25 protein-coding genes and 1 tRNA gene are annotated in these 26010 nt (G+C 64.3%); 10 read left to right on the forward strand and 16 right to left on the reverse strand.

Features of this window, described 5'->3' with window-relative positions; all coding sequences use genetic code 11:
- Positions 1-79: 79 nt before the first annotated feature.
- Together Q7T45_RS00455 and Q7T45_RS00460 are read right to left on the reverse strand one after the other, a co-directional pair.
- Complete coding sequence (locus tag Q7T45_RS00455; protein WP_304865964.1) at positions 80-1111, reverse strand: YcjF family protein; 1032 nt, start codon at positions 1109-1111, stop codon at positions 80-82.
- Positions 1108-2577, reverse strand: a complete 1470-nt coding sequence (locus Q7T45_RS00460; protein WP_304865967.1) for a YcjX family protein — start codon at positions 2575-2577, stop codon at positions 1108-1110. The genes Q7T45_RS00455 and Q7T45_RS00460 overlap by 4 nt, the downstream gene beginning before the upstream one ends.
- A 180-nt stretch (positions 2578-2757) precedes the next feature.
- Here Q7T45_RS00460 and Q7T45_RS00465 point away from each other — a divergent pair, with 180 nt between their 5' ends.
- Together Q7T45_RS00465 and Q7T45_RS00470 are read left to right on the forward strand one after the other, a co-directional pair.
- Positions 2758-3450: a hemolysin III family protein gene (locus Q7T45_RS00465; RefSeq protein ID WP_304865970.1), complete on the forward strand. Its 693-nt coding sequence runs from the start codon at positions 2758-2760 to the stop codon at positions 3448-3450.
- Positions 3451-3478: 28 nt separating this feature from the next.
- The gene (locus Q7T45_RS00470; protein ID WP_304865973.1) at positions 3479-4276 is read left to right on the forward strand and encodes an SDR family oxidoreductase; all 798 of its coding nucleotides are present in this window, start codon (positions 3479-3481) and stop codon (positions 4274-4276) included.
- Positions 4277-4471: 195 nt separating this feature from the next.
- Here Q7T45_RS00470 and mdlC read toward each other — a convergent pair whose 3' ends face one another.
- From mdlC to Q7T45_RS00500, 6 genes are all read right to left on the reverse strand, one after another.
- Complete coding sequence (gene mdlC, locus Q7T45_RS00475; RefSeq protein WP_304865975.1) at positions 4472-6097, reverse strand: benzoylformate decarboxylase; 1626 nt, start codon at positions 6095-6097, stop codon at positions 4472-4474.
- Positions 6098-6261: 164 nt separating this feature from the next.
- Positions 6262-7116, reverse strand: a complete 855-nt coding sequence (locus Q7T45_RS00480; protein WP_304865978.1) for a MaoC family dehydratase N-terminal domain-containing protein — start codon at positions 7114-7116, stop codon at positions 6262-6264.
- Entirely contained in the window at positions 7116-8243 is a 1128-nt protein-coding gene (locus Q7T45_RS00485; RefSeq protein WP_304865981.1) for a CaiB/BaiF CoA-transferase family protein, read from the reverse strand. Before Q7T45_RS00485 ends, Q7T45_RS00480 begins: the two co-directional genes overlap by 1 nt.
- An 11-nt stretch (positions 8244-8254) precedes the next feature.
- Positions 8255-9424 carry an acyl-CoA dehydrogenase family protein gene (locus Q7T45_RS00490; RefSeq protein ID WP_304865984.1) on the reverse strand — a complete coding sequence of 390 codons (1170 nt, stop codon included), beginning with the start codon at positions 9422-9424 and terminating at the stop codon, positions 8255-8257.
- 105 nt (positions 9425-9529) lie between these two features.
- Positions 9530-10804, reverse strand: coding sequence for a cytochrome P450 (locus Q7T45_RS00495; RefSeq protein WP_304865988.1), 1275 nt, complete (start codon positions 10802-10804; stop codon positions 9530-9532).
- Positions 10801-12105 carry a cytochrome P450 gene (locus Q7T45_RS00500; protein WP_304865991.1) on the reverse strand — a complete coding sequence of 435 codons (1305 nt, stop codon included), beginning with the start codon at positions 12103-12105 and terminating at the stop codon, positions 10801-10803. The genes Q7T45_RS00495 and Q7T45_RS00500 overlap by 4 nt, the downstream gene beginning before the upstream one ends.
- 229 nt (positions 12106-12334) lie before the next feature.
- Between Q7T45_RS00500 and Q7T45_RS00505 the strand changes: the two genes are divergently transcribed.
- The gene (locus tag Q7T45_RS00505; RefSeq protein WP_304865994.1) at positions 12335-13507 is read left to right on the forward strand and encodes an isovaleryl-CoA dehydrogenase; all 1173 of its coding nucleotides are present in this window, start codon (positions 12335-12337) and stop codon (positions 13505-13507) included.
- Between the two features lie 141 nt (positions 13508-13648).
- Here the strand turns inward: Q7T45_RS00505 and Q7T45_RS00510 are convergent, their stop codons facing one another.
- The gene (locus Q7T45_RS00510; RefSeq protein ID WP_304865996.1) at positions 13649-14428 is read right to left on the reverse strand and encodes a DUF2927 domain-containing protein; all 780 of its coding nucleotides are present in this window, start codon (positions 14426-14428) and stop codon (positions 13649-13651) included.
- A gap of 116 nt (positions 14429-14544) precedes the next feature.
- The gene (locus tag Q7T45_RS00515) at positions 14545-15126 is read right to left on the reverse strand and encodes a L,D-transpeptidase (protein ID WP_304865998.1); all 582 of its coding nucleotides are present in this window, start codon (positions 15124-15126) and stop codon (positions 14545-14547) included.
- A gap of 229 nt (positions 15127-15355) precedes the next feature.
- Here Q7T45_RS00515 and Q7T45_RS00520 point away from each other — a divergent pair, with 229 nt between their 5' ends.
- The 4 genes from Q7T45_RS00520 (at position 15356) to Q7T45_RS00535 (ending at position 19383) form a co-directional block, all read left to right on the forward strand.
- Positions 15356-16909: an acetolactate synthase large subunit gene (locus Q7T45_RS00520; protein WP_304866000.1), complete on the forward strand. Its 1554-nt coding sequence runs from the start codon at positions 15356-15358 to the stop codon at positions 16907-16909.
- A 143-nt stretch (positions 16910-17052) separates the two neighbouring features.
- Positions 17053-17559, forward strand: a complete 507-nt coding sequence (locus Q7T45_RS00525) for a hypothetical protein (RefSeq protein ID WP_304866002.1) — start codon at positions 17053-17055, stop codon at positions 17557-17559.
- 661 nt (positions 17560-18220) lie between these two features.
- Positions 18221-18385 carry a hypothetical protein gene (locus tag Q7T45_RS00530; RefSeq protein WP_304866004.1) on the forward strand — a complete coding sequence of 55 codons (165 nt, stop codon included), beginning with the start codon at positions 18221-18223 and terminating at the stop codon, positions 18383-18385.
- Positions 18386-18660: 275 nt separating this feature from the next.
- Positions 18661-19383: an HAD family hydrolase gene (locus tag Q7T45_RS00535; protein ID WP_304866007.1), complete on the forward strand. Its 723-nt coding sequence runs from the start codon at positions 18661-18663 to the stop codon at positions 19381-19383.
- Positions 19384-19386: 3 nt separating this feature from the next.
- Here the strand turns inward: Q7T45_RS00535 and Q7T45_RS00540 are convergent, their stop codons facing one another.
- Positions 19387-20307, reverse strand: coding sequence for an endonuclease/exonuclease/phosphatase family protein (locus Q7T45_RS00540; protein WP_304866010.1), 921 nt, complete (start codon positions 20305-20307; stop codon positions 19387-19389).
- A gap of 222 nt (positions 20308-20529) precedes the next feature.
- Here Q7T45_RS00540 and Q7T45_RS00545 point away from each other — a divergent pair, with 222 nt between their 5' ends.
- Positions 20530-20658: a hypothetical protein gene (locus tag Q7T45_RS00545; RefSeq protein WP_304742721.1), complete on the forward strand. Its 129-nt coding sequence runs from the start codon at positions 20530-20532 to the stop codon at positions 20656-20658.
- Between the two features lie 58 nt (positions 20659-20716).
- On the opposite strand, the gene Q7T45_RS00550 is transcribed toward Q7T45_RS00545, so the two are convergent.
- The 4 genes from Q7T45_RS00550 to Q7T45_RS00565 all read right to left on the reverse strand — a co-directional run bounded on the left by Q7T45_RS00550 (position 20717) and on the right by Q7T45_RS00565 (position 23261).
- On the reverse strand, positions 20717-20947 hold the full coding sequence (locus tag Q7T45_RS00550) for a hypothetical protein (RefSeq protein WP_304742720.1): 231 nt from the start codon (positions 20945-20947) through the stop codon (positions 20717-20719).
- 61 nt (positions 20948-21008) lie between these two features.
- Positions 21009-21083, reverse strand: a tRNA-Val gene (locus Q7T45_RS00555).
- Between the two features lie 130 nt (positions 21084-21213).
- Positions 21214-22491, reverse strand: coding sequence for a hypothetical protein (locus tag Q7T45_RS00560; RefSeq protein WP_304866014.1), 1278 nt, complete (start codon positions 22489-22491; stop codon positions 21214-21216).
- 134 nt (positions 22492-22625) lie between these two features.
- Positions 22626-23261, reverse strand: a complete 636-nt coding sequence (locus tag Q7T45_RS00565) for a DUF1134 domain-containing protein (protein WP_304866017.1) — start codon at positions 23259-23261, stop codon at positions 22626-22628.
- 110 nt (positions 23262-23371) lie between these two features.
- On the opposite strand from Q7T45_RS00565, the gene Q7T45_RS00570 reads away from it, so the two are divergent.
- Positions 23372-23887, forward strand: coding sequence for a YHS domain-containing (seleno)protein (locus Q7T45_RS00570; protein WP_304866020.1), 516 nt, complete (start codon positions 23372-23374; stop codon positions 23885-23887).
- A gap of 159 nt (positions 23888-24046) precedes the next feature.
- Here Q7T45_RS00570 and Q7T45_RS00575 read toward each other — a convergent pair whose 3' ends face one another.
- Positions 24047-24889: a 3'(2'),5'-bisphosphate nucleotidase CysQ gene (locus tag Q7T45_RS00575; protein ID WP_304866023.1), complete on the reverse strand. Its 843-nt coding sequence runs from the start codon at positions 24887-24889 to the stop codon at positions 24047-24049.
- Between the two features lie 189 nt (positions 24890-25078).
- On the opposite strand from Q7T45_RS00575, the gene chpT reads away from it, so the two are divergent.
- Positions 25079-25726, forward strand: coding sequence for a histidine phosphotransferase ChpT (gene chpT, locus Q7T45_RS00580; RefSeq protein WP_304743092.1), 648 nt, complete (start codon positions 25079-25081; stop codon positions 25724-25726).
- Positions 25727-26010: the final 284 nt, after the last annotated feature.

Raw genomic sequence — 26010 nt, forward strand, 5'->3', positions numbered from 1 at the left:
GCCTTCGGCCGGCCACCCTCCCCACCGCAAGCGCGGGGGGAGGGATAAGAGCTGGCCGACATCCATTGTCAAAACGCAGTTACTCCTCGCCGTCGCGCTTGCGCAGCAGGTCCTTGGCGAGGTCAGCGAGTGCTGGGCGCGGCAGGGCGTTGAACGGCAATGGGCGGGTGAGGTCGATTGCGGCAAGCCCGAGCCGCGCGGTGAGCAGCCCGTTCAGGACGCCTTCGCCGAGCCGCTGCGACAGCTTTGCTGCGATGCCATGGCCGAGCACCTGCTGGATCAGGCTGTCGCCCACCGCCATGCCGCCTGTGATGGCGAGATGGGCGATGACTTGGCGCATCAGCCTGAACATGCCGAGCGCGCCCGGCCGCGCGCCGTAGAGCCGCGCCAGCTGCCGGATCAGCCGCAGCGCCGCCACGAACACGAACAACACGTCGATCACGGCGCGCGGGCTGACGGCGGTAACGACGGAGACGCGCTGCGCCGCCTGCGAGACCAGCCGGCGCGCCTCCTGATCGAGCGGCGTCATCAATTCGCGCTCGGCGAGGCGAACCATGTCGGCGCCGTCGATGATGTCGTCGGCATGGCCCTGCAATGCGGCGCGCGCCCGCGCCAGATGCGGGTTCTGGTGCGCGAGGCCGAGCAGATCCTGCACGACGGCGCGGCTCTCGGTGCGATCGTCGCTGGCGAGTACGGCGCTGGCGCGCAGGTGCAGTTTTTCGATGGTCGCAAGGCGTGCCAGACCCAGCGCCTCGCGGGTGACAATGACAACGAGTGCCAGCGCAGCGACGGCCGCAAAAGCCAATCCAATATAGCCAAAACTCTCGCTGCGCGCGAACAGGTCCTCGATCAGGCGGGTGACGCCAAGGCCGAGGCCGAGCGTGACCAACCCACCCAGCGCGCTCCAGAACATCGTGCCCCAGCGGAAGCCGCGTTGTACGGGGATGAGCGGCGCCTCGACCAGGACCGGCAGCAGGGCGGCATCGGCTTCAGGCCTGACGTGAATCGTGCCCTTCGACGGGCGGCTGGAATCATCCGGATCCATCACGATGACGCCGGGGTCGTCGAGCTTGAAGGTCGCCGGCCGCCGGTGAGGAGGGCGCTCGCTCATTGCAGTCTGTCTCCGATCAGGAACTGGAGGGCGCGGTCAAGGCGGATATGAGGCAGCGCGGGCGCGTCGCTGCCGTCGCGTTCGAGCAAGGGCGGGCGGAAGCGCAGGAAGCGGAAATCGCTCTTCTCGGCCGAGGCGCTGGAGAGGCCGCGAAACGCGGCGTCGCCGTTGAACAGGTCTTCCGGATCGGCCGGCAGGTCGCCCGGAAAGGTCGCGACCTCGGTGTTGCCGTCGAAGGCCTCGCCATTCGCCATCTCGCCGGCGGCGGGCGTCCCCAGGATCGAGGGCAGCTTGTCGCGGCCGCGTGCGACCTGCGCCTCGCGGGTGGCGCGGACCGCGGCCAGTGCGACGACGTCGATCATGGCGCCGGTGTCCTCGGCCCGTGCGGCCGCCCTGCCGACGATACGCCGCAGCACGGCCTCGAGCCGATCATGGCTGGAATGATGCAGATGATCGGCCTTGGTCGCTGCAAACAGGATGCGGTCGATCCGCGGCCGGAACAGGGTGCTCAGGAACGTGCTGCGCCCGATCCTGAAGCAATCCAGGATTCCCGCCAGTGCCGCTTCGAGGTCGACCAGCGCTTCCGGCCCGGCATTGAATGCCGAGAACGCATCGACCAGCACGATCTGGCGATCGAGCCGCGAGAAGTGATCGCGGAAGAACGGGCGGACCACCACGTCCTTGTAGGCCTCGTAGCGCCGCACCATCATCGCCCACAGTGAACCCTCGGGCGCCGCGCCGTCGATCGGCACGTCGAGCGGTGCAAAGGTCAGCGCCGGGGTGTCAGCGAGATTGCCGGGCATCAGGAAGCGGCCGGGCGGCAGCAGGCTCATGGCAAAACGTTCGTCGCGGCAGGCGCGCAGATAATCGGTAAACAGCCTGGCTGCCGTCAGCGCCGCCTGTTCGTCAGCCCGCGCTTCCGCAACCAACGCGCCGAGATGGGCGTGCCATGGCGCCGCGAGCGTGGCGCGCAGCGGCTCCCGGGACAGCGCGAGGCTTTCCGCCGACCATTGCTCGAAACTCTTGCCGAGCAGCGGCAGGTCGAGCAGCCATTCGCCGGGATAGTCGACGATATCCAGCGTCAGGGTACGGTCCGCGCCGTTCTGGCGCTGGTAGTCGATCACCAGCCTGAGTTCGCTGATATCGACCGTCGAATTCGGCCAGTGCCGCTGCTCGACCAGGGTTCGGACATGATTTTCATAGGCAAAGCGCGGCACCGCATCGTCGGGCTGCGGCTCCAGCCTGGCGCGGGCGATCCGCCCGGTGGCGAACGGCTCGAAGATCGGAAAGCGGCCGCCGCGGGTGAGGCCGTGAATCAGCGCCGTGATGAACACCGTCTTGCCGGCGCGCGACAGCCCGGTGACCCCAAGCCGGACCGTCGGATTGAAAAACTGGTCGCCATAGTCCTTCAGGGCCCGCGCCGACAGCCGCGCTTCCTCGACGATATCTTGAAAACTGGGGGCCATGCGGGAGGGGACAACTCGGTTTGGCGGGGATAATTCGCGGGAAAGCTATCCGAAAAGTGGCGATTGGCGGGGCAAAATCAAGTTTCATACTAAAGACGCGATCCGGGTGGAGAAGCCCGGTTCGTTGACCTCCCCGGAGGTATGTCTTAACGCTTCGCTAGCACAGCCTGCCGGGCCGCCATGACCATCTTCAGACTGAAACAACTCGCCTCGACCTCCGTCCATGCGGCCGGCGCCATGCTCTGGAACTACGACCGGGCCGAACTGATCGCCGACGGCGTGGTGCACGGCATCGGCGTGTTCTGCGGCCTGGTCGCGGCCATCGTGCTGATCGTGCTGGCGGCCATTTACGCGACCGGCATCGAAGTGGCTGCCGTTTCGGTTTATGCCGCGGGCCTGCTGGCCATGCTGGTGCTGTCGGCGACCTACAATCTGTGGCCGGTCTCGCGCGCCAAATGGGTGCTGCGCCGCTTCGATCATTCGGCGATCTATCTGCTGATCGCGGCGACCTACACGCCGATCTTCCTGCAGTTGAAGGACAACGTCTTCGCCATCGCGCTGTTGATCGGCGTCTGGTGCGTGGCGATTGCCGGGATCGTGATCAAGCTGGTGCTGCCGGGCCGCTTCGACCGGCTGTCGGTCGGCCTTTACCTCGCGATGGGCTGGAGTGGCTTCATGGTCTGGGACACCGTGGTGGCGTCGCTGCCGACGATGGCCCTGTGGTTTATCGCGCTCGGCGGCTTGCTCTACAGTTTCGGCGTGATCTTTCATGCGTGGCAACGGTTGCGTTTCCAGAACGCGATCTGGCATGGCTTCGTGCTGTCGGGCGCCGCCTGCCATTACACCGCCGTGCTCGATCTAGTCTTGACCTGAATTTTTGACAAACAATCGGAGCGTGGCGATGCAGGTGGCGGGTAAAGTCGTGGTTGTCACCGGAGGCGCCAACGGCATCGGCCGGGCGCTGTGTGAAGCCTTCCATCGCGCCGGTGCGGCCAAGGTCGTGGTCGCCGATCTCGATCTGGCCAATGCGGAGGCCGTCGCGGCCTCGGTCGGCGGCGCGGCGTTCAAATGCGATGTCGGGCAGGAGCAGGACATCCGCCACCTCATCGAGGAGACCGAGCAGAAGTTTGGGCCGATCGCGCTGTTCTGCTCCAACGCCGGCATCGGCGGCGGTTTTGACCCGATGTCGGTCAATGCCGGCGGCAGCTCGGACGAGCCGTGGGCGCGAAGCTGGGCCATTCACGTCATGGCGCATGTCTATGCGGCGCGGCACCTGATCCCGCGCATGAAGGCGCGCGGCGGCGGCTATTTCCTCAATACGATTTCCGCCGCGGGGCTTTTGTCCCAGGTCGGCAGCCCGGCCTATTCCACGACCAAACATGCAGCCGTGGGCTTTGCCGAGAACCTCGCGATCTCGCACAAGGCCGACGGCATCAAGGTGTCGATCCTGTGCCCGCAGGGCGTCGATACCAACATGCTGCGCTCGATCCCGAAAGGCCCGCAATCCGGTGACGGCGATCTGACGCCGGAACAGGTCGCGCTGGACGTGCTGGCCGGCCTCGGGCAGGAAACCTTTGTGATTTTGCCGCACCCGCAGGTGCTGGGCTACATGCGCAAGAAGACCGAAAATTACGATCGCTGGATCGCGGGCATGGCGAAGATCCAGGCGAAGATGCGGGAAGCTTACGGGAAGTCGTAACATCTCGCGGGCGAGAAGCCTGGCAATACTCTCACAACGTCATTGCGAGCGCAGCGAAGCAATCCATAAAGCGGCAAAAAAGGAAGAGTGGATTGCTTCGTCGCATCCGCCTTCGCCCGAAGGCGGGCTTCGGCGGACAAAAGCGCTCCACGCAATGACGTTGTTAGATCGTCACGTTGATGCGATGCACCTTCGTCAGTTCTTCTTCGCATAAAGCAGCGGCACCGCCGAATCCACCATCACCTCGATCAGGCTGACGCCATCATGCGCGAGACCGCGCTGCAGCGCCGGCGCCAGGGCGGCCGATGTGCTGACCCGTATTGCGTCGCAACCCATGCCCTCAGCGATCTTCACAAAGTCGATGCCGGGCAGATCGAGGCCGGGCACGTTGCGCACCTGCATCACCTGGCTGAACGAGCGCATCGCGCCGTAGCCCAGATTATTGATGACCACGACGGTCAGCGGCAGCTTGCGTTGTGCCGCTGTCCACAGCGCCTGGATCGAATACATCGCCGAGCCGTCGCCGATCAGGCAGACGGTTCTCACACCGGGACGGGCGAGCGCCATGCCGACGGCGGCGGGCAGGCCAAAGCCAAGACCGCCGCTCGCCATGGTGCAAAAACTGTCCTGGCCGCGCATCGGCATGAATTTCTGCATCGCCGGACGGTGTGACGGGGCTTCCTCCACCAGCACGGCGTCATCGGGCATCGCCGACGACAGCGCGTGCAGCAGGTATTCGACCGGTATCGGATCGCCCGCGCTCGGCGCCGGCGGTAACACGCGGCCCGCCGGAATCGCACGCTTTGTCTCGGGCAGCAATTCGAGCAGCATCGCCAGCGCCGGCCTCATGGTCGCGACGATGCTGGTGCCGAAGGGCGTTACCGCCGCCGCATCGGAATCGTCGGTGATCTGGAAGATCGTGGTAGCGCCGTCGAAGATCGAGGCATGGCCTTCGACATGGAAGGTAAAGACCGGCGCGCCGATCACGAGCACCAGATCATGATCGCGCAGCGCGTCGGACAACTGGCCCGGCGACGCATGCAGGAAGCCTGCGAGTTGCGGATGCCGCTCCGGGAAACTGCAGCGCGCCGAAAACGGACTGATCCAGACCGATGCCCTGGTCTTTTCCGCGACGCGCACCATCAGGTCGACGGCTTCGGCGCGGTCGACGCCGGGACCGACGACGAGGGCAGGGCGCTTGCTGGCGGAGAGCGCCGCGGCAAGTGCCTGCATCGCGTTGACGTCGGGACCGAGTTCGCGGCTGACGCTGCGGGCCTCAATGGGCTGGGTTGGATGGGTCCAGTCGTCGATCGGCACCGAGACGAAGGTGGGACCACAGGGCGGCTGCATCGCCACGTAATAGGCGCGCGCGATCGCGGCGGGGACGTCTTCGGCCCGCGCCGGCTCGACCGAATATTTGACATAGGGACGCGGAAATTCGGAGGCGCGCTCGGCATAGAGAAATGGTTGCAGCGGCAGGATGCTGCGCGCCTGCTGCCCGGCGGTGATCACCAGCGGGGTCTGGTTGCGATGGGCGGTGAAGATGTTGCCGAGCGCATGCCCGACCCCGGCGCCAGAATGCAGATTGACAAAACCGGCATTGCGGGTGGCCTGCGCGTAGCCGTCGGCCATGCCGATCACGGATGCTTCCTGCAAGCCCAGCACGTAGTCGATATCGTCAGGCCAGTCCGCGAGAAACGGCAATTCGGTCGAGCCGGGATTGCCGAACACTTTTTTGATGCCGAAAGATCGCAATAGATCGAGCGTGGCGTGCTTGACGGTGACGGATGCCGATGTGGTTTTGGCTGGCTTGCGGGACAATGTGGTGTCCTTAAATTAGGAATAACGCGAAATGCCTCAACGTCATTGCGAGGAGCGCTCTTGTCCGCCGAAGCCCGCCTTCGGGCGAAGGCGGATGCGACGAAGCAATCCATACTTCCTATACCGATACATGGATTGCTTCGCTTCGCTCGCAATGACGTGCTTCACCACGTCGCCGTCCCCTTCATGGTCGGCTGTCCCTGCGAATTCGCGGTCCACAATTCCATGCCGGCGCCGGTCTCGTTGGCGTTGACCGAGAACTCGCTGCCTTCGAACAGCGGCTGCACGCCGCGATAGCTGAATTTCTTTGGCGCGGTGCCGCCGTGAAGCTTTGCCGCGAGTTCGACGATGAAGGCCGCCTGCATCGGACCATGGAATACGAGGCCCGGATAACCCTCGACCCTGGTGACGTAATCGCGGTCGTAGTGAATGCGGTGGCCGTTGAAAGTCAGCGCCGAATAGCGAAACAGCAGCACGGGATCGGCCATGTGGCTTTCGCGATGCTTTGCAACGGGCGGCGGCGGGGGCGCCTTGGCGGGCGCCGCCGGCTGCGTCGTCGACATGTCGCGATAGACGATGTCCTGCCGTTCGCGGATCGCGGTGCCGCGCGGCGTCGTGATCAGGTGCTCGACCGAGACGAAGCACAGCACGCCGGTGCTGCCGGTCTTCATCGTGACATCCGATATCCGCGAGGTCCGCTTGGCCTCGTCGCCAACGCGCAGCGGCTCGAAAAATTCCAGTTCGCCGCCGGCCCACATCCGGCGCGGCAACGGCACCGGCGGCAGGAAGCCGCCGCGAGTGGGATGACCGTCCGGGCCGAGTTCCGACATCGGAAACACCGGCTGCGCCAGGCACCAATGCACCGTCCATGGCGCGGCATCGCCGTTCCCGGGCTCGCCGATATCCTGGAACAGGGTGGCGCGCAGGCCCTTTACGAGTTGCGCGGTGACGATGTCGGAAGCCTCCGTGGTCTTTCCGATCCAGCCACGCAAATGATCGAGATCGAGTTTTTCCGTCATCACGATTTGGCCCGGAGGTGAGGAGCTTTGGCGGTCGAAGGGGTGTCGCCGATGCCCGGCACCGCGCCGTAGTGGCGCGGCTCGCCGATGAAGATCGCGGCGGGCGCGGCATAGGTCACCTTGCCATTCGGCGTATCGACCTCGATGCGGCGCAGATGCGGATGCACGGCGAGATCGGCCATGGTGTTGACCTCGGCAAAAGCAATGTCGGAGTTGGCCAGGCGCTTCAAAAGATCGACGCGTGACATCCTGGCAAAACTGTCGCCGACCGCCTGATCGGTGAGCTGTCGATTGCGGACGCGCTCGACCATGCTGGCGAAGCGGGGATCGTTCGGCAGATCAGGCTGATCCAGCACCTCGGCGCAGAGCTTCTTCCATTCGCGCTCGCTCTGGATCGAGATCAGGATTCCCTTGCCGTCCTTCGACTGGAAGACCCCGTAGGGCGCGATCGAGGGATGCGCCAGCGCCATCCGTTTCGGCGGATTGCCGGCCTCCGAATTGAGCAGCGGCACCGCCAGCCAGTCGGCCATCACGTCGAACATTGAAATGCGGATGTCGGCGCCCGTGCCCGTGCGTCCGCGCGCGATCAGGGCTTCGAGAATGGCGGCATGCGCGGTGGCGCCGGTGGCGATGTCGACCACGGAAATGCCGACCCGCGACGGTCCCTCCGGGCCGCCGGTGATCGATGCCAGTCCGCTCTCGGCCTGGATCAGCAGATCATAGGCCTTGCGATCGGCGTAGGGGCCATCGTCGCCATAGCCGGAAATGGTGCAGCAGATCAGTTTTGGGTATTCTTTTCGCAGACGTTCCAGCGAGAAGCCGAGCTTGTCCATCGAGCCCGGTTTCAGATTCTGCAGCAGCACGTCGGCGCCGGCGATCAGCGCTTCCAGGCTGGCGCGTCCCTCTTTGGTCGCGAGATCGATTACAGCAGAATCCTTGCCGCGGTTGAGCCATACAAAATAGCTGCTCTGTCCCTTGGCCGCGGCATCGTAGCCGCGGGCAAAATCGCCTTCCGGCCGTTCCACCTTGATGACATGGGCGCCGGCATCCGCCAGCCGCGAACTGCAGAACGGGGCGGCGACCGCCTGTTCGACGGCAATGACGGTCAGTCCCTCAAGCGGCAGCATGTTTTGACTTCTCAATAGGAGCGGGGCATGCCGAGCACGTGTTCGGCGACATAGGACAGAATGAGATTGGTCGAGATCGGCGCCACCTGATAGAGCCGGGTCTCACGAAACTTGCGTTCGACGTCGTATTCCTCGGCGAAGGCAAAACCGCCAAACGTCTGCACGCAGGCGTTGGCCGCTTCCCAGGAGGCATCGGCCGCCAGCATCTTGGCCATGTTGGCCTCGGCGCCGCAATCGAGCCCGGCTTCGTATTTGCGGGTCGCTTCCTTCACCATCAGTTCGGCGGCGCGCATCGCCGCATAGGATTTGGCGATTGGAAACTGGATGCCCTGGTTCTGGCCGATCGGGCGGCCGAACACGACGCGCTCACGTGCATAGGCGGTGGCCTTGGCGATGAACCATTTGGCGTCGCCGATGCATTCCGACGCGATCAGGATGCGCTCGGCATTCATGCCGGACAGGATGTAACGAAACCCCTTGCCTTCCTCGCCGATCAGGTTTTCGGCCGGCACCCGCAGGTCGGTGAAGAACACTTCCGTGGTGGCGTGGTTCATCATGGTGCGGATCGGGCTGATGGTGAGCCCGTTGCCTTTTGCCGCTTTCATGTCGACGATGAACACCGAGAGGCCGTCGGTGCGCTTCTTGGCCTCATCCTTCGGCGTGGTGCGCGCCAAGAGGATCATCAGGTCGGAATATTCGGCCCGGCTGGTCCAGATCTTCTGGCCGTTGACGATGTAATCGCCATTGCCGTCGCGTTTGGCAAAGGTCTTCAGGGACGAGGTGTCGGTGCCGCTGGTCGGCTCGGTGACGCCGAAGGCCTGCAGCCGCAGCTCGCCGGTGGCGACCTTCGGCAGGTACCTGGCCTTCTGCTCGTCGCTGCCGTGCCGCAGCAGGGTGCCCATGGTGTACATCTGGGCATGGCAGCCGCCGCCGTTGCAGCCGGCGCGCTGGATTTCCTCGAGGATCGCAGCCGCGGCCGACAGCTTCAGGCCGGCGCCGCCATATTCCTCGGGAATCAGCACCGAGAGATAGCCGGCCTCGGTCAGCGCATCGACGAAGGCGGAGGGGTAGGCCATCTCGCGGTCGAGCTTGCGCCAGTATTCGCCGGGAAACTGGGCGCATAGCTTGGCGACGGCATCGCGGATGTCGGCAAATTCGTCTGGTGGCTCGGTGGCGGTCATCTGAACTCGGCTGGTGGGAATCGAGGGCGCGTAGCAGCCCGCGGCGCGGTTAAAACCCTGCGCCGTGGATAGGCTGGTCGGAGCCGGCGATCAAGGCCGGCAAATTCATGCGGGTATGCGTACCGGCAGCGACTCGATGCCCCTGACGAAGCTGGAATAGACCCGCTTCGGCTCGCCGACCACCTCGATCCTGTCGAAGCGCTTCAGCATCTCCTCCCACACGATCTTGAGCTGCAGTTCGGCGAGCCGCATGCCGACGCAGCGGTGGATGCCGAAGCCGAACGACAGGTGGGTGCGGGGCCGGGCGCGATCGATGATGAATTCGTTGGGATTGTCGATACCCTCCTCGTCGCGGTTGCCGGAGACGTACCACATCACGACGCGGTCGCCCTTCCTGATGTGCTTACCGCCGATCTCGGTATCGACCAGCGCGGTACGCCGCATATGGGCCAGCGGGGTCTGCCAGCGGATCACTTCCGGCACCATGCTGTCGATCAGCGCCGGATTGTCGCGCAGCTTCTGATACTGCTCGGGGTGCTCGTGCAATGCCAGCACCGAGCCGCTCATGGTGTTGCGGGTGGTGTCGTTGCCGCCGACGATCAACAGGACGATGTTGCCCATCAGATTGTCGGGGTCCATGTGCCTGGTGGCGTCGCTGTGCGCCATCATCGAGAGCAGGTCGTTGCGCGGCTCGGAGTTGACGCGCTCGTTCCAGAGATTGGCGAAGTACGCCCGGCATTCGTCCATTTCCTGGCGGCGCTGCTCCGGCGAACTCACCACACCGCTCTTCGGCAGCGCCGTAGCGACATCCGACCAGCGCGTCAGCTTGCGACGTTCCTCGAACGGAAAATCAAACAGCGTTGCCAGCATCTGCGTGGTCAGCTCGATCGAGACCCGCTCGACGAAATTGAAGGTCTCGTTGCGCGGCAGATTGTCCAGCACCTTGATGCTGCGCGCGCGAATGAGCTTGGCGAGTTCGTCCAGATGCGTCGGCGTGAACATCGGCGACACCGTCTTGCGTTGCGCCGAATGCCTGGGCTGGTCCATCGCGATGAAGCTCGGCCAGTCATAGCCGACCGGCGCGTCGCGGATATTGATGCCGCCGAATGCCGCGTCCGACGAGAGAATGCCGTGGTTGGTGTCGACATGCATGATGTCGTTGTACTTGGTGACCGACCAATAGGGTTCGATCGGCGAGTTGGTGCAGTAATGCACCGGCTCTTCCTTGCGCAGCCGCTCGAACCAGGGCCACAGCGTATCGTTCTGGAACAGCCGCGGCGCGCCCGGGTGAAAATCCTTCAGTGGCGTGGAATAGGCTTCTTCGCGCGCCAGGCGTTGAAGCTCGGCCTTGTCGGCTCTCACTGCTGTCTGGATGTTCATCGTGACCGATCCCAAATGGATGTCGAAGTGTCAGGGGTAATGCGCACCGGCAGGGTTTCGTAGCCTTTGACGAAGCTGGAATACACCCGCTTGGGCTCGCCGACCACCTCAATATTGTCGAAGCGCTTGAGGATTTCCTCCCAGATGATCTTCAATTGCAGCTCGGCCAGCCGGATCCCGACGCAGCGGTGAATCCCGAAGCCGAAGGAGATGTGGGTACGCGGTCGCGCCCGGTCGATCATGAACTCGTAGGGACGGTCGATCACCTCGTCGTCGCGGTTGCCCGAGACGTACCACATCACGACCTTGTCGCCTTTCCTGATCTGCTGGCCGCGGAACTCGAAGTCGTCGAGCGCGGTCCGGCGCATATGCGCCAGCGGCGTCTGCCAGCGGATCACTTCCGGCACGAAGCTGTCGATCAGTTCGGGATTGGCGCGCAGCTTGCTGTACTGTTCCGGATTCTTGCTCAAGGCATAGATGCTGCCCGACAGAGTGTTGCGGGTGGTGTCGTTGCCGCCGACGATCAGGAGGATCAAATTGCCGAGGAAGTTCTTCGGATCCATGTCGCGCGTGGCGTCGCTATGCGCCATCATCGACAGCAGGTCGCTCTTCGGCGGCTGGTTGACGCGCTCCTTCCAGAGCCTTGCAAAATAGGTCGCGCATTCCAGCAGTTCGACCTGGCGGTCTTCTTCGGTGGCGACCAGGCCGTCGGGGCCGGGAAGCGTGGTGGCGATGTCGGACCACCGCGTCAGTTTGCGGCGGTCCTCCCAAGGAAAGTCGAACAGCACGGCGAGCATCTGCGTGGTCAGTTCGACCGAGACCTTGTCGACCCAGTCGAACACCTCGTTCCTGGGCAGGTTGTCGAGGCATTCGGCCGACCGCTTGCGGATGTTGATCGCGAGCTGGTCGAGATGCGTCGGCGTAAACATCGGCGCCACGGTCTTGCGCTGCGCCGAGTGGCGCGGCTGGTCCATGGCGATAAAGCTCTCGCGCCGAAAATCAGGCGGAACGTCGCGGATGGTGATGCCACCGAGCGAAGCCGCCGACGAGAACACCGAATGATTGGTCTCGATGTCCATGATGTCGTTGTATTTGGTCACCGACCAGTACGGCCCGAACATGCTGTCCTTGCAGTAATGCACCGGGGCTTCCCTGCGCAGCCGGTCGAAATACGGCCAGAAGGAATCGGTCCTGAACAATTCGGGCTGGCTGACGTCGATATCGTCGAGCGGCATGGACCAGGCCTTGTCGGCGGCGGCCTTCTGATGGGAATCCACGGCAAGATCGATGGTTCCGTGCATCGGACGTCTCCTCGTTTCCCCTCCGTGGTTAATTTCCGGAGGGCGTCATTTGGGGCGAATTACAGCCCGTCGCGCGCTGCATGGCAAGGGCGAGTTTGGCGCCTTCGGCCGCATGAAAGCACCGACCCGGCCAGGCCCTCTTCCCGGCGCTTTAGGCCCGTGACAAGCTCATCCGCAAAGAATAAGGCTGTGCACAACAAGCCGTCATTGACCTGGAGGCCGCCGGACCATGATTCCCAACGCGCAACGGATGTTCAACTTCGATCTCGGCGAAACCGCGGATGCGATTCGCGAAACCGTTCAGTCTTTCTCCAGCAAGGAGGTCGCGCCGCGCGCCGCCGAGATCGACAAGAGCAACGAATTTCCGCGTGACCTGTGGCCAAAAATCGGCGCGCTCGGCCTCCACGGGATCACCGTCGAGGAGGAATATGGCGGAAGCGGGCTCGGCTATCTCGAGCACTGCATCGCAGTCGAGGAAATCTCGCGGGCGTCGGCTGCGGTCGGCCTGTCCTATGGCGCGCATTCGAACCTCTGCGTCAACCAGATCCGCCGCAACGGCAATGAGGCGCAGAAGCGGAAATATCTGCCGAAACTGATCTCGGGCGAGCATGTCGGCTCATTGGCGATGTCGGAGCCGGGCGCCGGCTCCGACGTGGTGTCGATGGCGACGCGCGCCGAGAAAAAGGGCGACCGCTTCGTCATCAACGGCAGCAAGATGTGGATCACCAACGGTCCGGTCGCCGACACGCTGGTGGTCTATGCCAAGACCGACGCCGCGGCGGGTTCGCGCGGTATCACCGCCTTCATCATCGAAAAGGGCATGAAGGGATTTTCCACCGCGCAGAAACTCGACAAGCTCGGCATGCGCGGCTCCGACACCTGCGAACTGGTGTTCGACAATTGCGAAGTGCCGGAGGAGAACGTGCTCAGCGAGGTCGGACGCGGCGTCACCGTGCTGATGTCCGGCCTCGATTACGAGCGCGCGGTGCTGGCGGCGGGCCCGATCGGCATCATGCAGGCCTGCATGGATGTGGTGTTGCCCTACATTCACGAGCGCAAGCAGTTCGGCCAGCCGATCGGCACCTTCCAGCTGGTGCAGGGCAAGATCGCCGACATGTACACCACGATGAACGCCTCGCGCGCCTACGTCTATGCGGTGGCGAAGGCCTGCGACCGGGGCGAGACGACGCGAGAGGACGCCGCCGGCGCGATCCTCTACGCCGCGGAGAAGGCGACGCAATGCGCGCTCGACGCCATCCAGCTGCTCGGCGGCAACGGCTACATCAACGACTATCCGACCGGCCGGCTGCTGCGGGACGCCAAGCTCTACGAGATCGGCGCCGGCACCAGCGAAATCCGCCGCATGCTGATCGGACGGGAGCTGTTCGAAAAATCGGCGTAGAGGTCTGGTGAAGGCCTATCAGCCGTCATCGCGAGCCAACGGGTCGCGCGAACGCGCGCCCGATGACAGGCTCAGCGAAGCAATCCATTCTTCCTTCTTGGGGCGAGATGGATTGCTTCGCTACGCTCGCAATGACGGTAGCTACTCCGCCAGACTGTTCACCTTCTTCACCCAAATGCGCACATCGACGAGCACTGCGGGCAGCACTTCCTTGACCTCCGCGACCGTCATGCCGGCCTTGATGCGCGGGTCGTAGAGCATGTTGAGGATGTACTGATCGTAGATGTCGAAGAATCCCATCGACACATTGTCGTTGAACATGGTCCAGGGCACGCTCATTGTATCGTTGATCGGTCCGAGCGACTGCAGCAGCTCCTCATAGGCGCAATCGAAGAAGGTGAACTCGCCATTGTCGACGGTCAGGATCACGTCGGAGCGCTCGATCTCGAATTTCTCGTTCTTGCGAAAGCCGGACAGGCATTGCGGATCGAGCGAACCGCGGATCTCGCGGGCCCGCGCGCTGCCGTAGAATTTCGTGATGGTGCGATTGAGGTCGCGATCACGCACCAGCTTGACGATGACGTTGGCCTCCTCGCCGCCCTCGGCCATGGCGATGTCGAGGTGCTGGACCCGCAGCGCGATGTCCGTGACGATCTTCGCCAGTTGCGCCTTGCGATCCGTGCGGTTGCCGTCTGCGAGCACCCGCACGGGTACCTGATATTTCCGGATGCGGTCGACGCGGCCGGCGAGATGATATTCGGCGCCGAACGCGGTCTTGAGGAAACCGTCGATGATCTCGCCGTCGGTGAAGGTCTTCTTTTCCGTGCGTTGCCGCGATGCGATCGCCGGAATTTCAGCCACCGCAAACGCCGGCCATACCACGGCATCGTACGCGACCGCAGCCAGAGCGATCGCCAACATTCGCCGGTGGAGAGATCGGTTCATGGCAACGACGCTGCCGCAATCGGGACGTGCACGCAATGCACGATCGCGTTGACGTGGTATTCCGGCGGCGAGTTTCCCCGCCGCCGCAGCGCCTAGTTTTTCACGATCACCGGGGTGCCGACGGAGACGCGGCTATAGAGATCGGTGACGTCTTCATTGGTCATGCGGAAGCAGCCCGAGGATACCGCCTGGCCGATCGTTTCCGGCTCGTTCGATCCATGGATGCGATAGAGCGTCGAGCCCAGATACATCGCCCGTGCGCCCAGCGGATTGTCGACGCCGCCGACCATGTGGCGCGGCAGATCGGGCCGCCGCCTCAGCATCTGCGCGGGCGGCGTCCAGCTCGGCCATTCCTTCTTCGCGGTGATGCGGTGGGTACCCGACCAGCGGAAGCCGTCGCGGCCGACGCCGATGCCGTAAGCCAGCGCCTGGCCGTTGCCCGTAACAAGATAAAGCCGCCTCTCGGCGGTGTTGATGTAGATCGTGCCGGGGGCGTACTGGCCCGAAAAATTGACCGTCTGTCGTCGGATCGGGCTCGAGCCGCCGCCCATCCTGAAATTGGGTCCGCCGCCCATGATATCGCGCGTGTCGTCGAACAGGCCCTGGGCCCCGGCGTGACCGGCGCCGGCCAGCAATGTCACCGCCGCAAGCAGCAAAGTAAAAGCCCTGATCATAATCTTCCTCTTCGGCAAAATCGGTTTCGCTCCGAGTCAGGCCATAACTGGGGCGATTTCGCAAGCAACGAGCCTGTGAGCGCCTGAATTTCGCAGGTTTCCGTTACCGAAATAACACCGCGGCGTCAGGCGATGGCTGCAATGTCCGTGGACCCTTTGACGAAACACGCTGGGAATGATTGATCTTCAAGCAGATACTCAAGAAACGAAGCGAACGGGAGCAGATCGAATGAATGGTGCGGAAAGCCTGGTGCGGACGCTGGTCGCGGGTGGCGTGGACGTCTGCTTCGCCAATCCCGGCACCTCGGAGATGCATTTTGTCGCAGCCCTCGACCGGGTCGAGGGCATGCGCTGCGTACTCGGCCTGTTCGAGGGCGTGGTGACAGGCGCGGCCGACGGCTATTTCCGCATGAAGGGCTCGCCGGCTTCGACGCTGCTGCATCTCGGACCCGGCCTCGCCAATGGCCTCGCCAATCTGCACAACGCCAAGAAGGCCAATTCCGGCGTCGTCAATATCGTCGGCCAGCATGCGACCTACCACATCGAATATAATGCGCCGCTGACCTCGGATATCGAAGGCCTGGCGCGGCCGATGTCGTCCTGGGTGCGCACCTCGCCGGACGCGAAATCGGTCGCCCGTGACGGCGCCGCCGCCATTGCCGCAGCCAGGGGCGCGATGGGCGCGCCGCCGCAGATCGCGACGCTGATCCTGCCCGCCGACACCGCCTGGAACGAGGCCGACGGCGTGGCGCAGGTGCCGGTGGAGCCGCAGCGCCAGAGCTACTCCCCTGGGGCCGTCGAGCACGCGGCCCGGGTGCTGCGCGGCGGCGAGCAGACCTTGCTGTTGATCACAGGCAGTGCCGTCACCGAGAAGGGGCTGGCGCTGGCGGCGCAAATCGCCGGCAAGACCGGCTGCAAGGTGATGGGCCCGCTGGCCAGTCCGAGGATGGCGCGCGGGCGCGGGCGGTTTTCGATCGAGCGCGTGCCTTACGTGATCGAACTGGCGCAAGCGGCGCTGAAGGGTTTTCGCCACATCGTGCTGGTCGAGGCCAACGATCCCGTGGCGTTCTTCGCCTATCCGAACAAGCCGAGCCTGCTGAAGCCCGAGGGTTGCGAGGTCCATCGCATGACCGAAAGCGGCGAGAACTCGGTGGCGGCCCTGGAGGCGCTGGCCTCGGCGCTGGGGGCCAAGCCGGCGGATGTGAAGCCGCAGGCCACGGTCGAATTGATAAAACCGACCGGCGCCTTGAACCATATGTCGATCGCCCAGGCGATCGCGCTGGCGGTTCCGGAAAACGCGATCATGGTCGACGAATCCGTCACGACCGGGCGTGGGTTCTTCCCGCTGACGGCGGGCGCCGCCCCGCACGACTGGATCCAGAATCTGGGCGGCTCCATTGGATATTCGACGCCGGTGGCGACCGGGGCCGCGATCGCCTGCCCGGACCGCAAGGTGATCTGCATGGTCGGCGACGGCAGCGCGATGTACACGCTGCAATCGCTGTGGACCCAGGCCCGCGAGGGCCTCAATGTTCTGACCATCGTGTTCGCCAACCGGATCTACCAGATCCTGCGCGGCGAGTTCGACGGCGTCGGCGCCGGCGAGCCGGGCCAGCGCGCCCTGGACATGCTGAAGATCGACCGCCCCGCGCTCGACTGGGTCGCGCTCGCCAAGGGCATGGGCGTTCCCGGCCGCGCCGTCACCACGGCGGACGAGTTCAACAAGGCGTTGGCGGAAGGCATCGCCGAGCAGGGGCCGCGGCTGATCGAAGTGCAGATCTAGAGGGCGGCCTGCTATCCGCTCGTGCGAACAACAAGATCGTCATCGCGAGCGCAGCGAAGCAATCCATAGAATGGGCATATTGTTCATGGATTGCTTCGTCGCTACGCTCCTTGCAATGACGGAATGTTCATTTCGGAGGCCACATGCAGACCGAGCTGAACAAGGTTGTAACGGCGCTGCAGGAATTTTATGCCCGCGAGACCTTCCTGTTCGAGAAGGATCTCGGCGAGCGTACGCTGACGCACCGGCTGGCGGTCTATCTCGAAAAGCAGTTTTCGGGATGGGAGGTCGATTGCGATTACAACCGGCTCGGCGAACGCAGGCTGCGGCTGCCGCACGGCGCGATCGTCTCGACCGACGATGAACTCGGAAAGTCGGTTTACCCCGATATCGTCGTGCATCAGCGCGAGATCCCCAACAACCTGCTCGCGATCGAAGTTCGGAAGACCTCCAATCACCAGCCGTCGGAACACGACCGGCACAAGCTGCAGGCATTGACCGATCCGCATCTGTGGTTCGCCTACGCGATCGGGGTGTATCTCGTGCTGGGCAAGAAGAGTGTCGTCTCCGATGTCTATGTCGGCGGCGTGATCGACCAGGCGCGGTCGGTGTGGCTCGCGGGGCGGTTGAAGGATGCCGGGTTGGCGTGAGCGCGGAAGCGGTTGCCGGGAAGTGCTAGCGATGTCTTCCGGGCGCCGTGCTGGTGGATGTTCCCGCACTTCCATGGTCAATCGGCGATGCGGGTTGCCGCAACGAACGGATCCGGCCAAGACCTCCTTGTCGTTCAGGGCGACCTTGCCTCTCAGGGCGACCTTGTCTCTCATGAAGTCCTTGTCCCTTCCGGGCGGCTTCCTTCTTCATGATCGCGACGTATCGGTCGGTCTGGTTGGCAATCATCTTCCAGCTGCGGGTCAGGCTGGTCAGGATGGTGGCTTCGGCCCCGCTTTGCGACAGCAGCATCAGACGATGGCATTCGTCAGCCTGGGTTCGGCACCGGTCTGCATGGTCCATGTTTCCGCCCTTGCTCTAGTCGATTGCAGAAGTGTCTATTTTCAGCGGGCAGGCCCTGTCTGCCCGCAGTCGGTCATACGACGAAACTTGGATGCTGCCCCGCGTCAGCTCGATGCGCCAACGACGCGCCTCGGTTCCTGCTTGTTCATTGGTCGTTGCTTGTGTGTTCGGATGGTGAAAGCGGAACTCGGCGCATGCCCGTCAGCGCGTCGCATGGTGCGCCCCAGATCGCATTTTCTTTGTCAGGAACGACGGAGTCGCTGGGACGTTGTGTCGATGTTCCCAAGGAAAGGAAAAAACATGACCAATCAAAACCAGCCCGGCCAGCAAGGCCAGACGCCGGGTCAGAAACCCGGCCAGCAGCAAGGCGGCGGTCAGAAGCCCGGACAGCAGAGCCAGGCTCCCGGCAAGGGCGGCAGCAATCCCAAGGAGCCGCACGATCAGCGCAGCGATAGCGACACGTAACTCGCAGAAAAGCGGCCCGCTTCGGCGGGCCGCTTTTATTCGCGAGCCGCTCAACAGCCCCGGCGACTTGGCGGGGCTTTTCATCGTGTGCGAACGAGATTGCGACGGTGGGCGACGTGATGTTCGTCGGCACGGTCGGCGAGGAAGAACTCGGCAAGCGTCAAGCGGCCGCTTGATTTGGCTGGCGGGACTGGACGGCGTGACCAAGCCGGCGCTACAGGTGCGGCAAGGAAAGTAGCCGTACGGCCGCGTCGTCCCGGCAAGAGCCCTCGCACATGACGCATTCCTGCAAGGTCCGACCCATCCGGGCGATCCTGTTCGACAAGGACGGCACCCTCGTCGACTTCCAGCGCACCTTCGGTCCGGCGGTCCACGAGGTCATGCAGCATCTCGCGGGCGGCGATCGCGCCGCCTGGGATCGCCTGGTGGCGGTGAGCCGTTTTGTCGAAGCCGACCGGCGCTTCATGCCGGACTCTCCGCTGATCGCCGAGCCCACCGGCGTCTATGGCGCGCTGTGGGCTGCGGCGCTCGGGCGGCCTGCGAGTGCCGCGTTCCTTGCCGAGATCGACCGGCTGCTGGGCGATGCGACCACCCGGCATCTGGCAGCGATCGGCGATCCCAGGGCGCTGCTGACGGGGCTCGCCGCCCGGGGCTATCGCCTCGGATTGCTCACCAATGACGCCGAAATGACCGCACGCGCTCACTTGCGCAAGCTCAAACTGGATAACGTTCTGGAGTTCGTTGCGGGGTATGATTCCGGCTTCGGCGCCAAGCCGGACGCCGGGCCGGTTCTCGCCTTCGCGCAGGCGGTTGGCGTGCCTGTTTCGGAAACCGCCGTCGTCGGCGATTCGGTGCTCGACCTCGCCGCCGCCCGCGCCGCGGGCGCTATCGCCATAGGCGTCCTGACCGGCCCCGCGTCATCTGCGATGCTGGCGCCGCATGCCGATGTGCTGCTCGACTCGCCGGCCGAATTGCCCGCGTGGCTCGACCGTCGTTGAACATCATTCGAACGACGGGTGCGCAGGGCGAAGCGCGGCTGATGCGCCGCTCGCGACATCGTTGAGGGTCGCGACAACGATGCTGTGGTCCGACAGGCCGTCCGGGGGGAAAACGGAGATCCTGACGTCCAGCGCGATGGACGAGCAGAAAAAATCGATCGGTGGCCGGCCAAACTCCTCGGCGAAAGTCCCCCGGTCGCTCGAATGGAAATAGGGCAACGCCTCCTTGATCGCCACGAGATCGCTGCTCGACGGGCCTGCGTTGAAATCACCGCACAGGATCACCGGCCCCTGCGTTGCCAGCGGTCGCAGCATGCCGGCGACTTTTCCGGCTTGCGATCGCCGCATGGCGGACAATTCCCAATCGCCGGCGGTGGCGAGATGGGTATTGCCGATGAACACCGGCCGCTCCAGCGGCAGCGCCGCGACCTGCAGGATGCGGGGCTCATTCTCTACATGGACGACCGAACCGGTGCCCGGCGGACCCAGCTGGAACATGGCCGTTCGCGACAACGGGATTCGGGATGCGATCGCGAGTCCGAAATATTGTCCCGTTCCGTGGTACACCTCTGCGGGCATCAGGGCGGGCGCGAAATGCCAGCAATAGCCGGATGCGCTTCCTTGCCCGTGACCGAACAGCACCGGCAGGCCGACCGCCGGATCGATCGCCACCTCCTGCAACGCACATACATCGACGTCCAGTTCCGCAAGCTTTGCCGCCACCGCATCGTAGTTCCTGTTCGACGCAATATTCCAGGTGGCTATTCGGAGGGTCTTCCTGCTCACGGCGGCTCCACGTTGGCTGACAGGCGACGGCCTGCTGAGTGCGGGTGAAGTCACGCTGCGCGAGCGGACCCTGTTCCCGGCCCCACCACAGGCCAGCACGCGGGCGCAGGGCGCAAGAGCCAGACGCGGCACGCCCACGCAAATTTTCGCCGGATGGCTGGGTGCTCAATGATCCGATCCCGCTGCACCTGCCGTGCTGCAGCGCGACAGACGTCTTGGCGCCGCGGTCGGGCAGGGATGCGTCGCTGGTCCGGGAACCCGCGGCTGCCGCCGCGGTTATCGTGGGAACGGTTGTTTCCGTTTGAACCTTGGGCCGCTGGCGCAGACTTAACCACCAGAGGCCAACCCCAGGAGGCGTTGATGACCCACTGGCACGATACAATGGTGGACAGGCCGGAGACCGATGGTGCGGTTTACGCGACGGGCTGGACGATTTCCGGTCTGGCCGTGCTCGGCACCGTCATCGCGGTCTGGATTCTCGGAATTTGATAGCGACGACGTGCTTGCGCTGAGCCCCGCTCCGGGGTCGCGTCCGATCGGACGCCCGCTATCTCTGCACCATCCGCTTGCCGCCGGTTGCGAGCATCCCCAGCCTGCGGCCGGTCAAGAGGCCGAGAACCACCAGCAGGCACCAGACCGGAATCAGGAACAGGGTCAGGATGCCGGCTTCGTCCGGCTCGGTCTGCAGCAGCCATTTGACCACGCCAACCGGCGCAAACAGCCCGATCGCGCCTCCGGTCAGGCTGATAATCCAGACGATCAGCTTCTGAGGGGTCATCGGCACAATCCGGCAATCGGTTCGCGCAAACTGGTCGGCATTCAGGCAAGCAAGCGGGTCATGGTGGACGCACAAGGGATCGAACCTTGGACCTCTCCCGTGTGAAGGGAACGCTCTCCCGCTGAGCTATGCGTCCGGGATTGTCGTGTAGAATCAAAGGCCAGCAAACCGGCGTCGGATCGAAACAATCACGCCGTCAGAGCCCGCGATTTACGAAGGGCGGGGTACCGGTGTCAAGCTAATCGGTCGAATCCGAGCGGGAATGATCAGCCCGGCTGGCGGGCGCGGGAGGCGTGGGACTGCAGCGCCCGGATCCGCTCGGCCAGCGTGCCGCCGCCTTCGGAGACGCCGGTATTGGTGCTGGCGCCATTGGCGGGCTTTGCGGCCCTCGGCGGCGGCGCCGGTTCCGCGGCCAGCATGGCCTCGATCGGCGAATTCGGACCCTCCAGCTGCATCGCGAGTTTTGCCACCTCGGCGGCGATATCGTTGATGCGCTCGCGAAGCAGCGCATTTTCCATCCGCTCGGTCGCCCATGAACTCTCGGCCTGCTGCTGGATCGCGTTGATGTCGCGCTGCAGCTTGGCGCGTTCGTCGCGTGCGACACGAAGCTGTTCCTCGACCGCGGCTTTCTCGGCCTTCAGCTTTTCCAGCGCCGGCCCCCTGCCGCTGTTGGCGGCGGCGAGTTCGACCTGCAGCGCCGACGCGGTGGCCTCGGCGGTTTCCTTGGCCTGGCGCAGCTGGTTGTTCTCGAAATCGCGCTCGGCCAGCAGCTTGCCCTGGGTGGCTAGCCGCGCTTCCAGATCGTTGACGCGGTTGCCGAGCATTTCGGCTTCCTTGACCTGCAGGATCAGCTGGCGGTCGAGATCGGTGACTCGCTGGCTCAGATTTTCGACCCGGCTGCGCGCCTCGAGGAGTTCGCGCGTCGCCTTCTCGAAATCGCTGCGTTCCTGTTCGAGCCGGATTTGCGTGGCGGAAAAATCCTGTTCGGCTTCGCCGACGCGGCTTCGGAGCGCGTCGACCTGGGCGCGCACCGTCACCAGCTCGACCTGACGGGTGTCGGCCGTCATCGAACGGTCCGACAATTCGGCGTTGAGTTTTACAAGCTCGAGCTGCTTGTCCTTGAGCGCCTGCTCGGCGTCGCGCAGCGACTCGGTCTTGGCGGTGAATTCCTCTTCGGTCGCGCGCAGCTGTTCCTTGACCGCCTTTTCGCGCGCCTCGAGCGAAAAGATCGTGGCGTTCTTTTCGCCAAGCTCGAGCTTCATGCGGTTGATCGCATCGGATTTCTTGCCGAGTTCGGCGAGCTGGCTGGTGGTCTTGTTCTTGAGCTGGTCGACGCTCATCTCGAGCCGCCGCGCCGACATCGCGAATTCCGCGCGCAGCTGGTCCTTGTCGGCCTGGATCTCGGCCATCGACAGCGGCGTCGCCGCCTCCAGCCGCCGGGTCGTCAGCCGCACCGCGCGGTTATGAACCAGCGGCACGATCATCAGCCCGAACAGCATCGAGACCAGAAAACCGATCGCCAGATACATGATCGGTTCGATCATGAGGGTACCCCTGCGAGAAAAAAACCGAGAAAAACGATTTCTCACAATGCCATGGGGCACAGGGTAAACGCCAGCCTAATGCCGCGTTAACGTGAATCCGTAACCAGAATGGCCGATGCCCTGTTATGTGGGCGTCAGAACGGGTTCCATGTCGCCCGCGGGGTATATTTCAGATAGCCGATATTGGCGCCAAGCCGCAGGCCGATACCGGAGCGGATCGGCACCAGCACGATGTTGTTGGCAGTCAGCGCGGTCATGCCGAAGCCGCCGATGATGTAGGCGGAGCCGTCGATACCGCCAAAGCGCTGATAGATCGCGTTGGTCGCAGGCAGGTTGTAGACCAGCGTCATGGTGCGCGCGCCGTCGCCGCCCCAGTCGAAGCCGACCGACGGTCCCTGCCAGTAGACCTTCAGATCGCCGGCGTTCTTGGTATAGAGCGTGCCTTCGCCGTATCTCAGGCCCGCGACGAAGGCGCCCGAGCCTTCCTCGCCGAGAACATAGCCGTTCGGCAGGCCCCATTGGCTCACCGCGCGCTCGATCACGGAAGCAAGCCCGCGCGAGACGTTGCCGAAGAACTTGTGGCCGGCGTTGACCAGTTCGTCCGGCCCATAGGTGCTGGGCGTGGGCTGCCGCCGCGGCGGCGGCAATTGCGGCGGCGGCGCCTGCTGTGGCTGCGGCTGCGGTGGTGGCAGCTGCTGCGCGGAAGCGGGCACGGTCCAGCACATCAGCGCGGCGAGCGTCACCGCGGCAAGGCGTGATGCGAAAATCATAAAAGAACCCCTGGGTATCGAATCCCGGCCGCCGCCTTAACCTGATGCCAACAGGCACGGCTTTAGGTTGCGTCCAGTGTCCCCCGACTCGGATGTTATCGGCACCAACTATGACGGCAGAACGGCAGGAAAGAAATGGCAGCGGCCCCGGAACGGGCCTTCGCCCCGGAATAGCCTTGATCGGCTTGCTGGCCGTCCTGGCCGGCCTTCCTTCGGCGGCCGTGGCCCAGACCACCGAGCGGGTGATCGTGAACCGTTACAGCGGTCTCGCCATCGAGGGATATGACCCCGTCGCCTATTTCGTCGACGCCCGTGCCGAACCCGGCCGGCCGGAGTTCGAGGCGTCGCAGGCCGGAGCGGTCTGGCGTTTCCGCAACGAAGGCAATCGCGCTTCGTTCGTCGCCCATCCCGAGATCTACGGCCCTCAGTTCGGCGGCTACGATCCGGTCGATCTGGCCCGCGGCATCACCTATGGCGGCACCCCCCGGTTATGGCTGGTGGTGGGGCAGCGGCTTTATCTGTTCGGCCGGGAGCAACACCGGGACGCCTTTGCCGCCGATCCGGCGGGCATCCTGCGCGAGGCCAGGGCGCGCTGGCCGGCGCTGGAACGGGGTCTGGCGCGGTAGGGCGGTCTCTCTTCACCTCTCCCATTTGGAGAGAGAGGTCGAATTGCGAAGCAATTCGGGTGAGGGGTTTGTTCTATCGTTGGCCCTTAACCCCTCACCCGGCGCTGCGCGCCGACCTCTCCCGATGAGAGAGGTGGAGTACGCCGCAACTCCATTGCCCTAAGTAGCCGCCATTGCCGCCGCCGGGTCGCCCCAGGCGATGAATTCCGGCACGATAAAGCCTTCCCGCCCGCTGCCGAATTGCAAGGCCGCGCCCCGGCTATCGGTGATCTTGCCGCCGGCCGCGGTGACGACGGCGTGTCCCGCGGCGACATCCCATTCGCTGGTCGGGGCGAGGCGGGGATAGATGTCTGCCCCGCCTTCCGCCACCCGGCCCAATTTCACCGCCGATCCCAGCATCTGGCGAACCGCGCCGGGCCTCGCCGCAATAAAGGCTTCCGTCCTGCTGTCGCCATGCGAGCGGCTGACGGCAACGATCCAGGGGGCGCCGGGCGCAGGATGCTTGCGGGTTCGGATCGGTTCGGCCGCTCCCAGCGACTTGTCGTCCACGGCCAGCCGCTCCGCCCCGCGCCCGACGATGCCACGCCAGATCAATCCGAGCGCCGGCGCGCCGATAATGCCGAGTAGCGGCGTACCGTTGCTCACCAGCGCGAGATTGACCGTGAATTCGTTGCGGCCGGCGACAAATTCCTTGGTGCCATCCAGCGGATCGATCAGGAAGAAACTGCCCTCATAGGGCGGTTTCGCCAGATGGACGCGTTCCTCCGACAGCGCCGGTATGTCAGGAGCCAGTCTTGCCAGGCCCTCGCCGATGATTCGGTCGGCGGTGAGATCCGCCTCCGTTACCGGCGATCCGTCGAGCTTGCCGTCGATCTTCATCGCGGGCCGGTTGACGGCGAGAATGGCGGCGCCGGCCCGGACCACCAGCTCGGTCAGGGGCCCCATCAGCGCGGCTGCGGCCTCGCGATCGATCGTCGGTCCTGACGAACGTGCCTCATTCATGGCGATTTCTCGGGCAATTTCTCGGGCGATTGCTCGATCGGTTTTTTTGGGCGGGTCTCATCTACAGTTCCGTCTTTCCAGCCGAGCCGCCTTGTGGTGGCAGCACGCGCGTCCGCAGTGTATCAAGCCAGCAAGCATGCGTGATTCGCCGTGTCCGCGTCTGTCACGGAATTCCCCAGGGAACACCTTATGTCTGGCACCACGACTCCCGGTCCCGCCCCCGACGCCCTCGAACTGGCGGCGCTGCTGTGTTCGCGGGTTTGCCATGATCTGATCAGTCCGGTCGGCGCCATCGTCAACGGGCTTGAGGTCCTCGACGACAATCCGAAGCCGGAAGATCGCGAATTTGCGCTCGATTTGATCCGCAAGAGCGCCAAGACCGCCTCCGCGCGGTTGCAGTTCTGTCGCCTGGCGTTCGGAGCGGCCGGATCGGCGGGCGCCCAGATCGACCTCGGCGATGCGCAGGCCATGGCGCGCGGTCACCTCGAGGACGCCAAGACCAAGATCACGTGGAATTTGCCGCGGGTGCTGCTGCCGAAGAACCGGGTCAAGCTGCTCCTGAACATGATGGTGATTGCGCAGCAGACCATCCCGCGTGGCGGGGTGCTGACGGTCGATCAGGTCGGCGAGGGCGAAGCTATGGGCTTTCGCGTCGCCGCCGCCGGGCTCAACGCCCGCATGCCGCAGAATATCGCGGACATGCTGAGTTCGGGGTCGGCCTCCAGCATCGATGCGCACGCGGTGCAGCCTTATTATACGCGGCTGCTGGCGCAGGCCTGCGGGTTGAACGTGGTGCTCGCCCCCGAGGGCGAAGCGGTGGTCGTGACCGCCTCCTGAGCGTCAGCACGTATTTCCGCCGACATGCCCTGCACGTGATTCGAGGGGGGCTGCCGGTTTGCGATCGGAATGTGCGCAGATATCAGGGCGCTGACGCGCAAACATGGTTAACCAACGGTTTACGCATGCCCCCGGCTTCAACGAAGCCGTCTTATCTCTTTGTTGAGCCCGTTCTTTTCCAATTGCTCAACCAATATTAAACGCTTTGCATAGAAGCTGGCCACGTTCCGAGAGGCGTGTCGAAATCGCGCGCCGATGCGTTCGAAGGCCTGTTTCATGGATGA

The sequence above is a fragment of the Bradyrhizobium sp. genome, assembly GCF_030646015.1.
Classification (GTDB): domain Bacteria; phylum Pseudomonadota; class Alphaproteobacteria; order Rhizobiales; family Xanthobacteraceae; genus Bradyrhizobium.

Coding starts and splice junctions, on each gene's coding strand:
- Q7T45_RS00455 (WP_304865964.1), bottom strand. CDS start 1,111: ATGAGCGAGCGCCCTCCTCACCGGCGGCCGGCGACCTTCAAGCTCGAC.
- Q7T45_RS00460 (WP_304865967.1), bottom strand. CDS start 2,577: ATGGCCCCCAGTTTTCAAGATATCGTCGAGGAAGCGCGGCTGTCGGCG.
- Q7T45_RS00465 (WP_304865970.1), top strand. CDS start 2,758: ATGACCATCTTCAGACTGAAACAACTCGCCTCGACCTCCGTCCATGCG.
- Q7T45_RS00470 (WP_304865973.1), top strand. CDS start 3,479: ATGCAGGTGGCGGGTAAAGTCGTGGTTGTCACCGGAGGCGCCAACGGC.
- Q7T45_RS00480 (WP_304865978.1), bottom strand. CDS start 7,116: ATGACGGAAAAACTCGATCTCGATCATTTGCGTGGCTGGATCGGAAAG.
- Q7T45_RS00485 (WP_304865981.1), bottom strand. CDS start 8,243: ATGCTGCCGCTTGAGGGACTGACCGTCATTGCCGTCGAACAGGCGGTC.
- Q7T45_RS00490 (WP_304865984.1), bottom strand. CDS start 9,424: ATGACCGCCACCGAGCCACCAGACGAATTTGCCGACATCCGCGATGCC.
- Q7T45_RS00495 (WP_304865988.1), bottom strand. CDS start 10,804: ATGAACATCCAGACAGCAGTGAGAGCCGACAAGGCCGAGCTTCAACGC.
- Q7T45_RS00500 (WP_304865991.1), bottom strand. CDS start 12,105: ATGCACGGAACCATCGATCTTGCCGTGGATTCCCATCAGAAGGCCGCC.
- Q7T45_RS00505 (WP_304865994.1), top strand. CDS start 12,335: ATGATTCCCAACGCGCAACGGATGTTCAACTTCGATCTCGGCGAAACC.
- Q7T45_RS00510 (WP_304865996.1), bottom strand. CDS start 14,428: ATGTTGGCGATCGCTCTGGCTGCGGTCGCGTACGATGCCGTGGTATGG.
- Q7T45_RS00515 (WP_304865998.1), bottom strand. CDS start 15,126: ATGATCAGGGCTTTTACTTTGCTGCTTGCGGCGGTGACATTGCTGGCC.
- Q7T45_RS00520 (WP_304866000.1), top strand. CDS start 15,356: ATGAATGGTGCGGAAAGCCTGGTGCGGACGCTGGTCGCGGGTGGCGTG.
- Q7T45_RS00525 (WP_304866002.1), top strand. CDS start 17,053: ATGCAGACCGAGCTGAACAAGGTTGTAACGGCGCTGCAGGAATTTTAT.
- Q7T45_RS00530 (WP_304866004.1), top strand. CDS start 18,221: ATGACCAATCAAAACCAGCCCGGCCAGCAAGGCCAGACGCCGGGTCAG.
- Q7T45_RS00535 (WP_304866007.1), top strand. CDS start 18,661: ATGACGCATTCCTGCAAGGTCCGACCCATCCGGGCGATCCTGTTCGAC.
- Q7T45_RS00545 (WP_304742721.1), top strand. CDS start 20,530: ATGACCCACTGGCACGATACAATGGTGGACAGGCCGGAGACCGATGGT.
- Q7T45_RS00550 (WP_304742720.1), bottom strand. CDS start 20,947: ATGACCCCTCAGAAGCTGATCGTCTGGATTATCAGCCTGACCGGAGGC.
- Q7T45_RS00560 (WP_304866014.1), bottom strand. CDS start 22,491: ATGATCGAACCGATCATGTATCTGGCGATCGGTTTTCTGGTCTCGATG.
- Q7T45_RS00565 (WP_304866017.1), bottom strand. CDS start 23,261: ATGATTTTCGCATCACGCCTTGCCGCGGTGACGCTCGCCGCGCTGATG.
- Q7T45_RS00570 (WP_304866020.1), top strand. CDS start 23,372: ATGACGGCAGAACGGCAGGAAAGAAATGGCAGCGGCCCCGGAACGGGC.
- Q7T45_RS00575 (WP_304866023.1), bottom strand. CDS start 24,889: ATGAATGAGGCACGTTCGTCAGGACCGACGATCGATCGCGAGGCCGCA.
- chpT (WP_304743092.1), top strand. CDS start 25,079: ATGTCTGGCACCACGACTCCCGGTCCCGCCCCCGACGCCCTCGAACTG.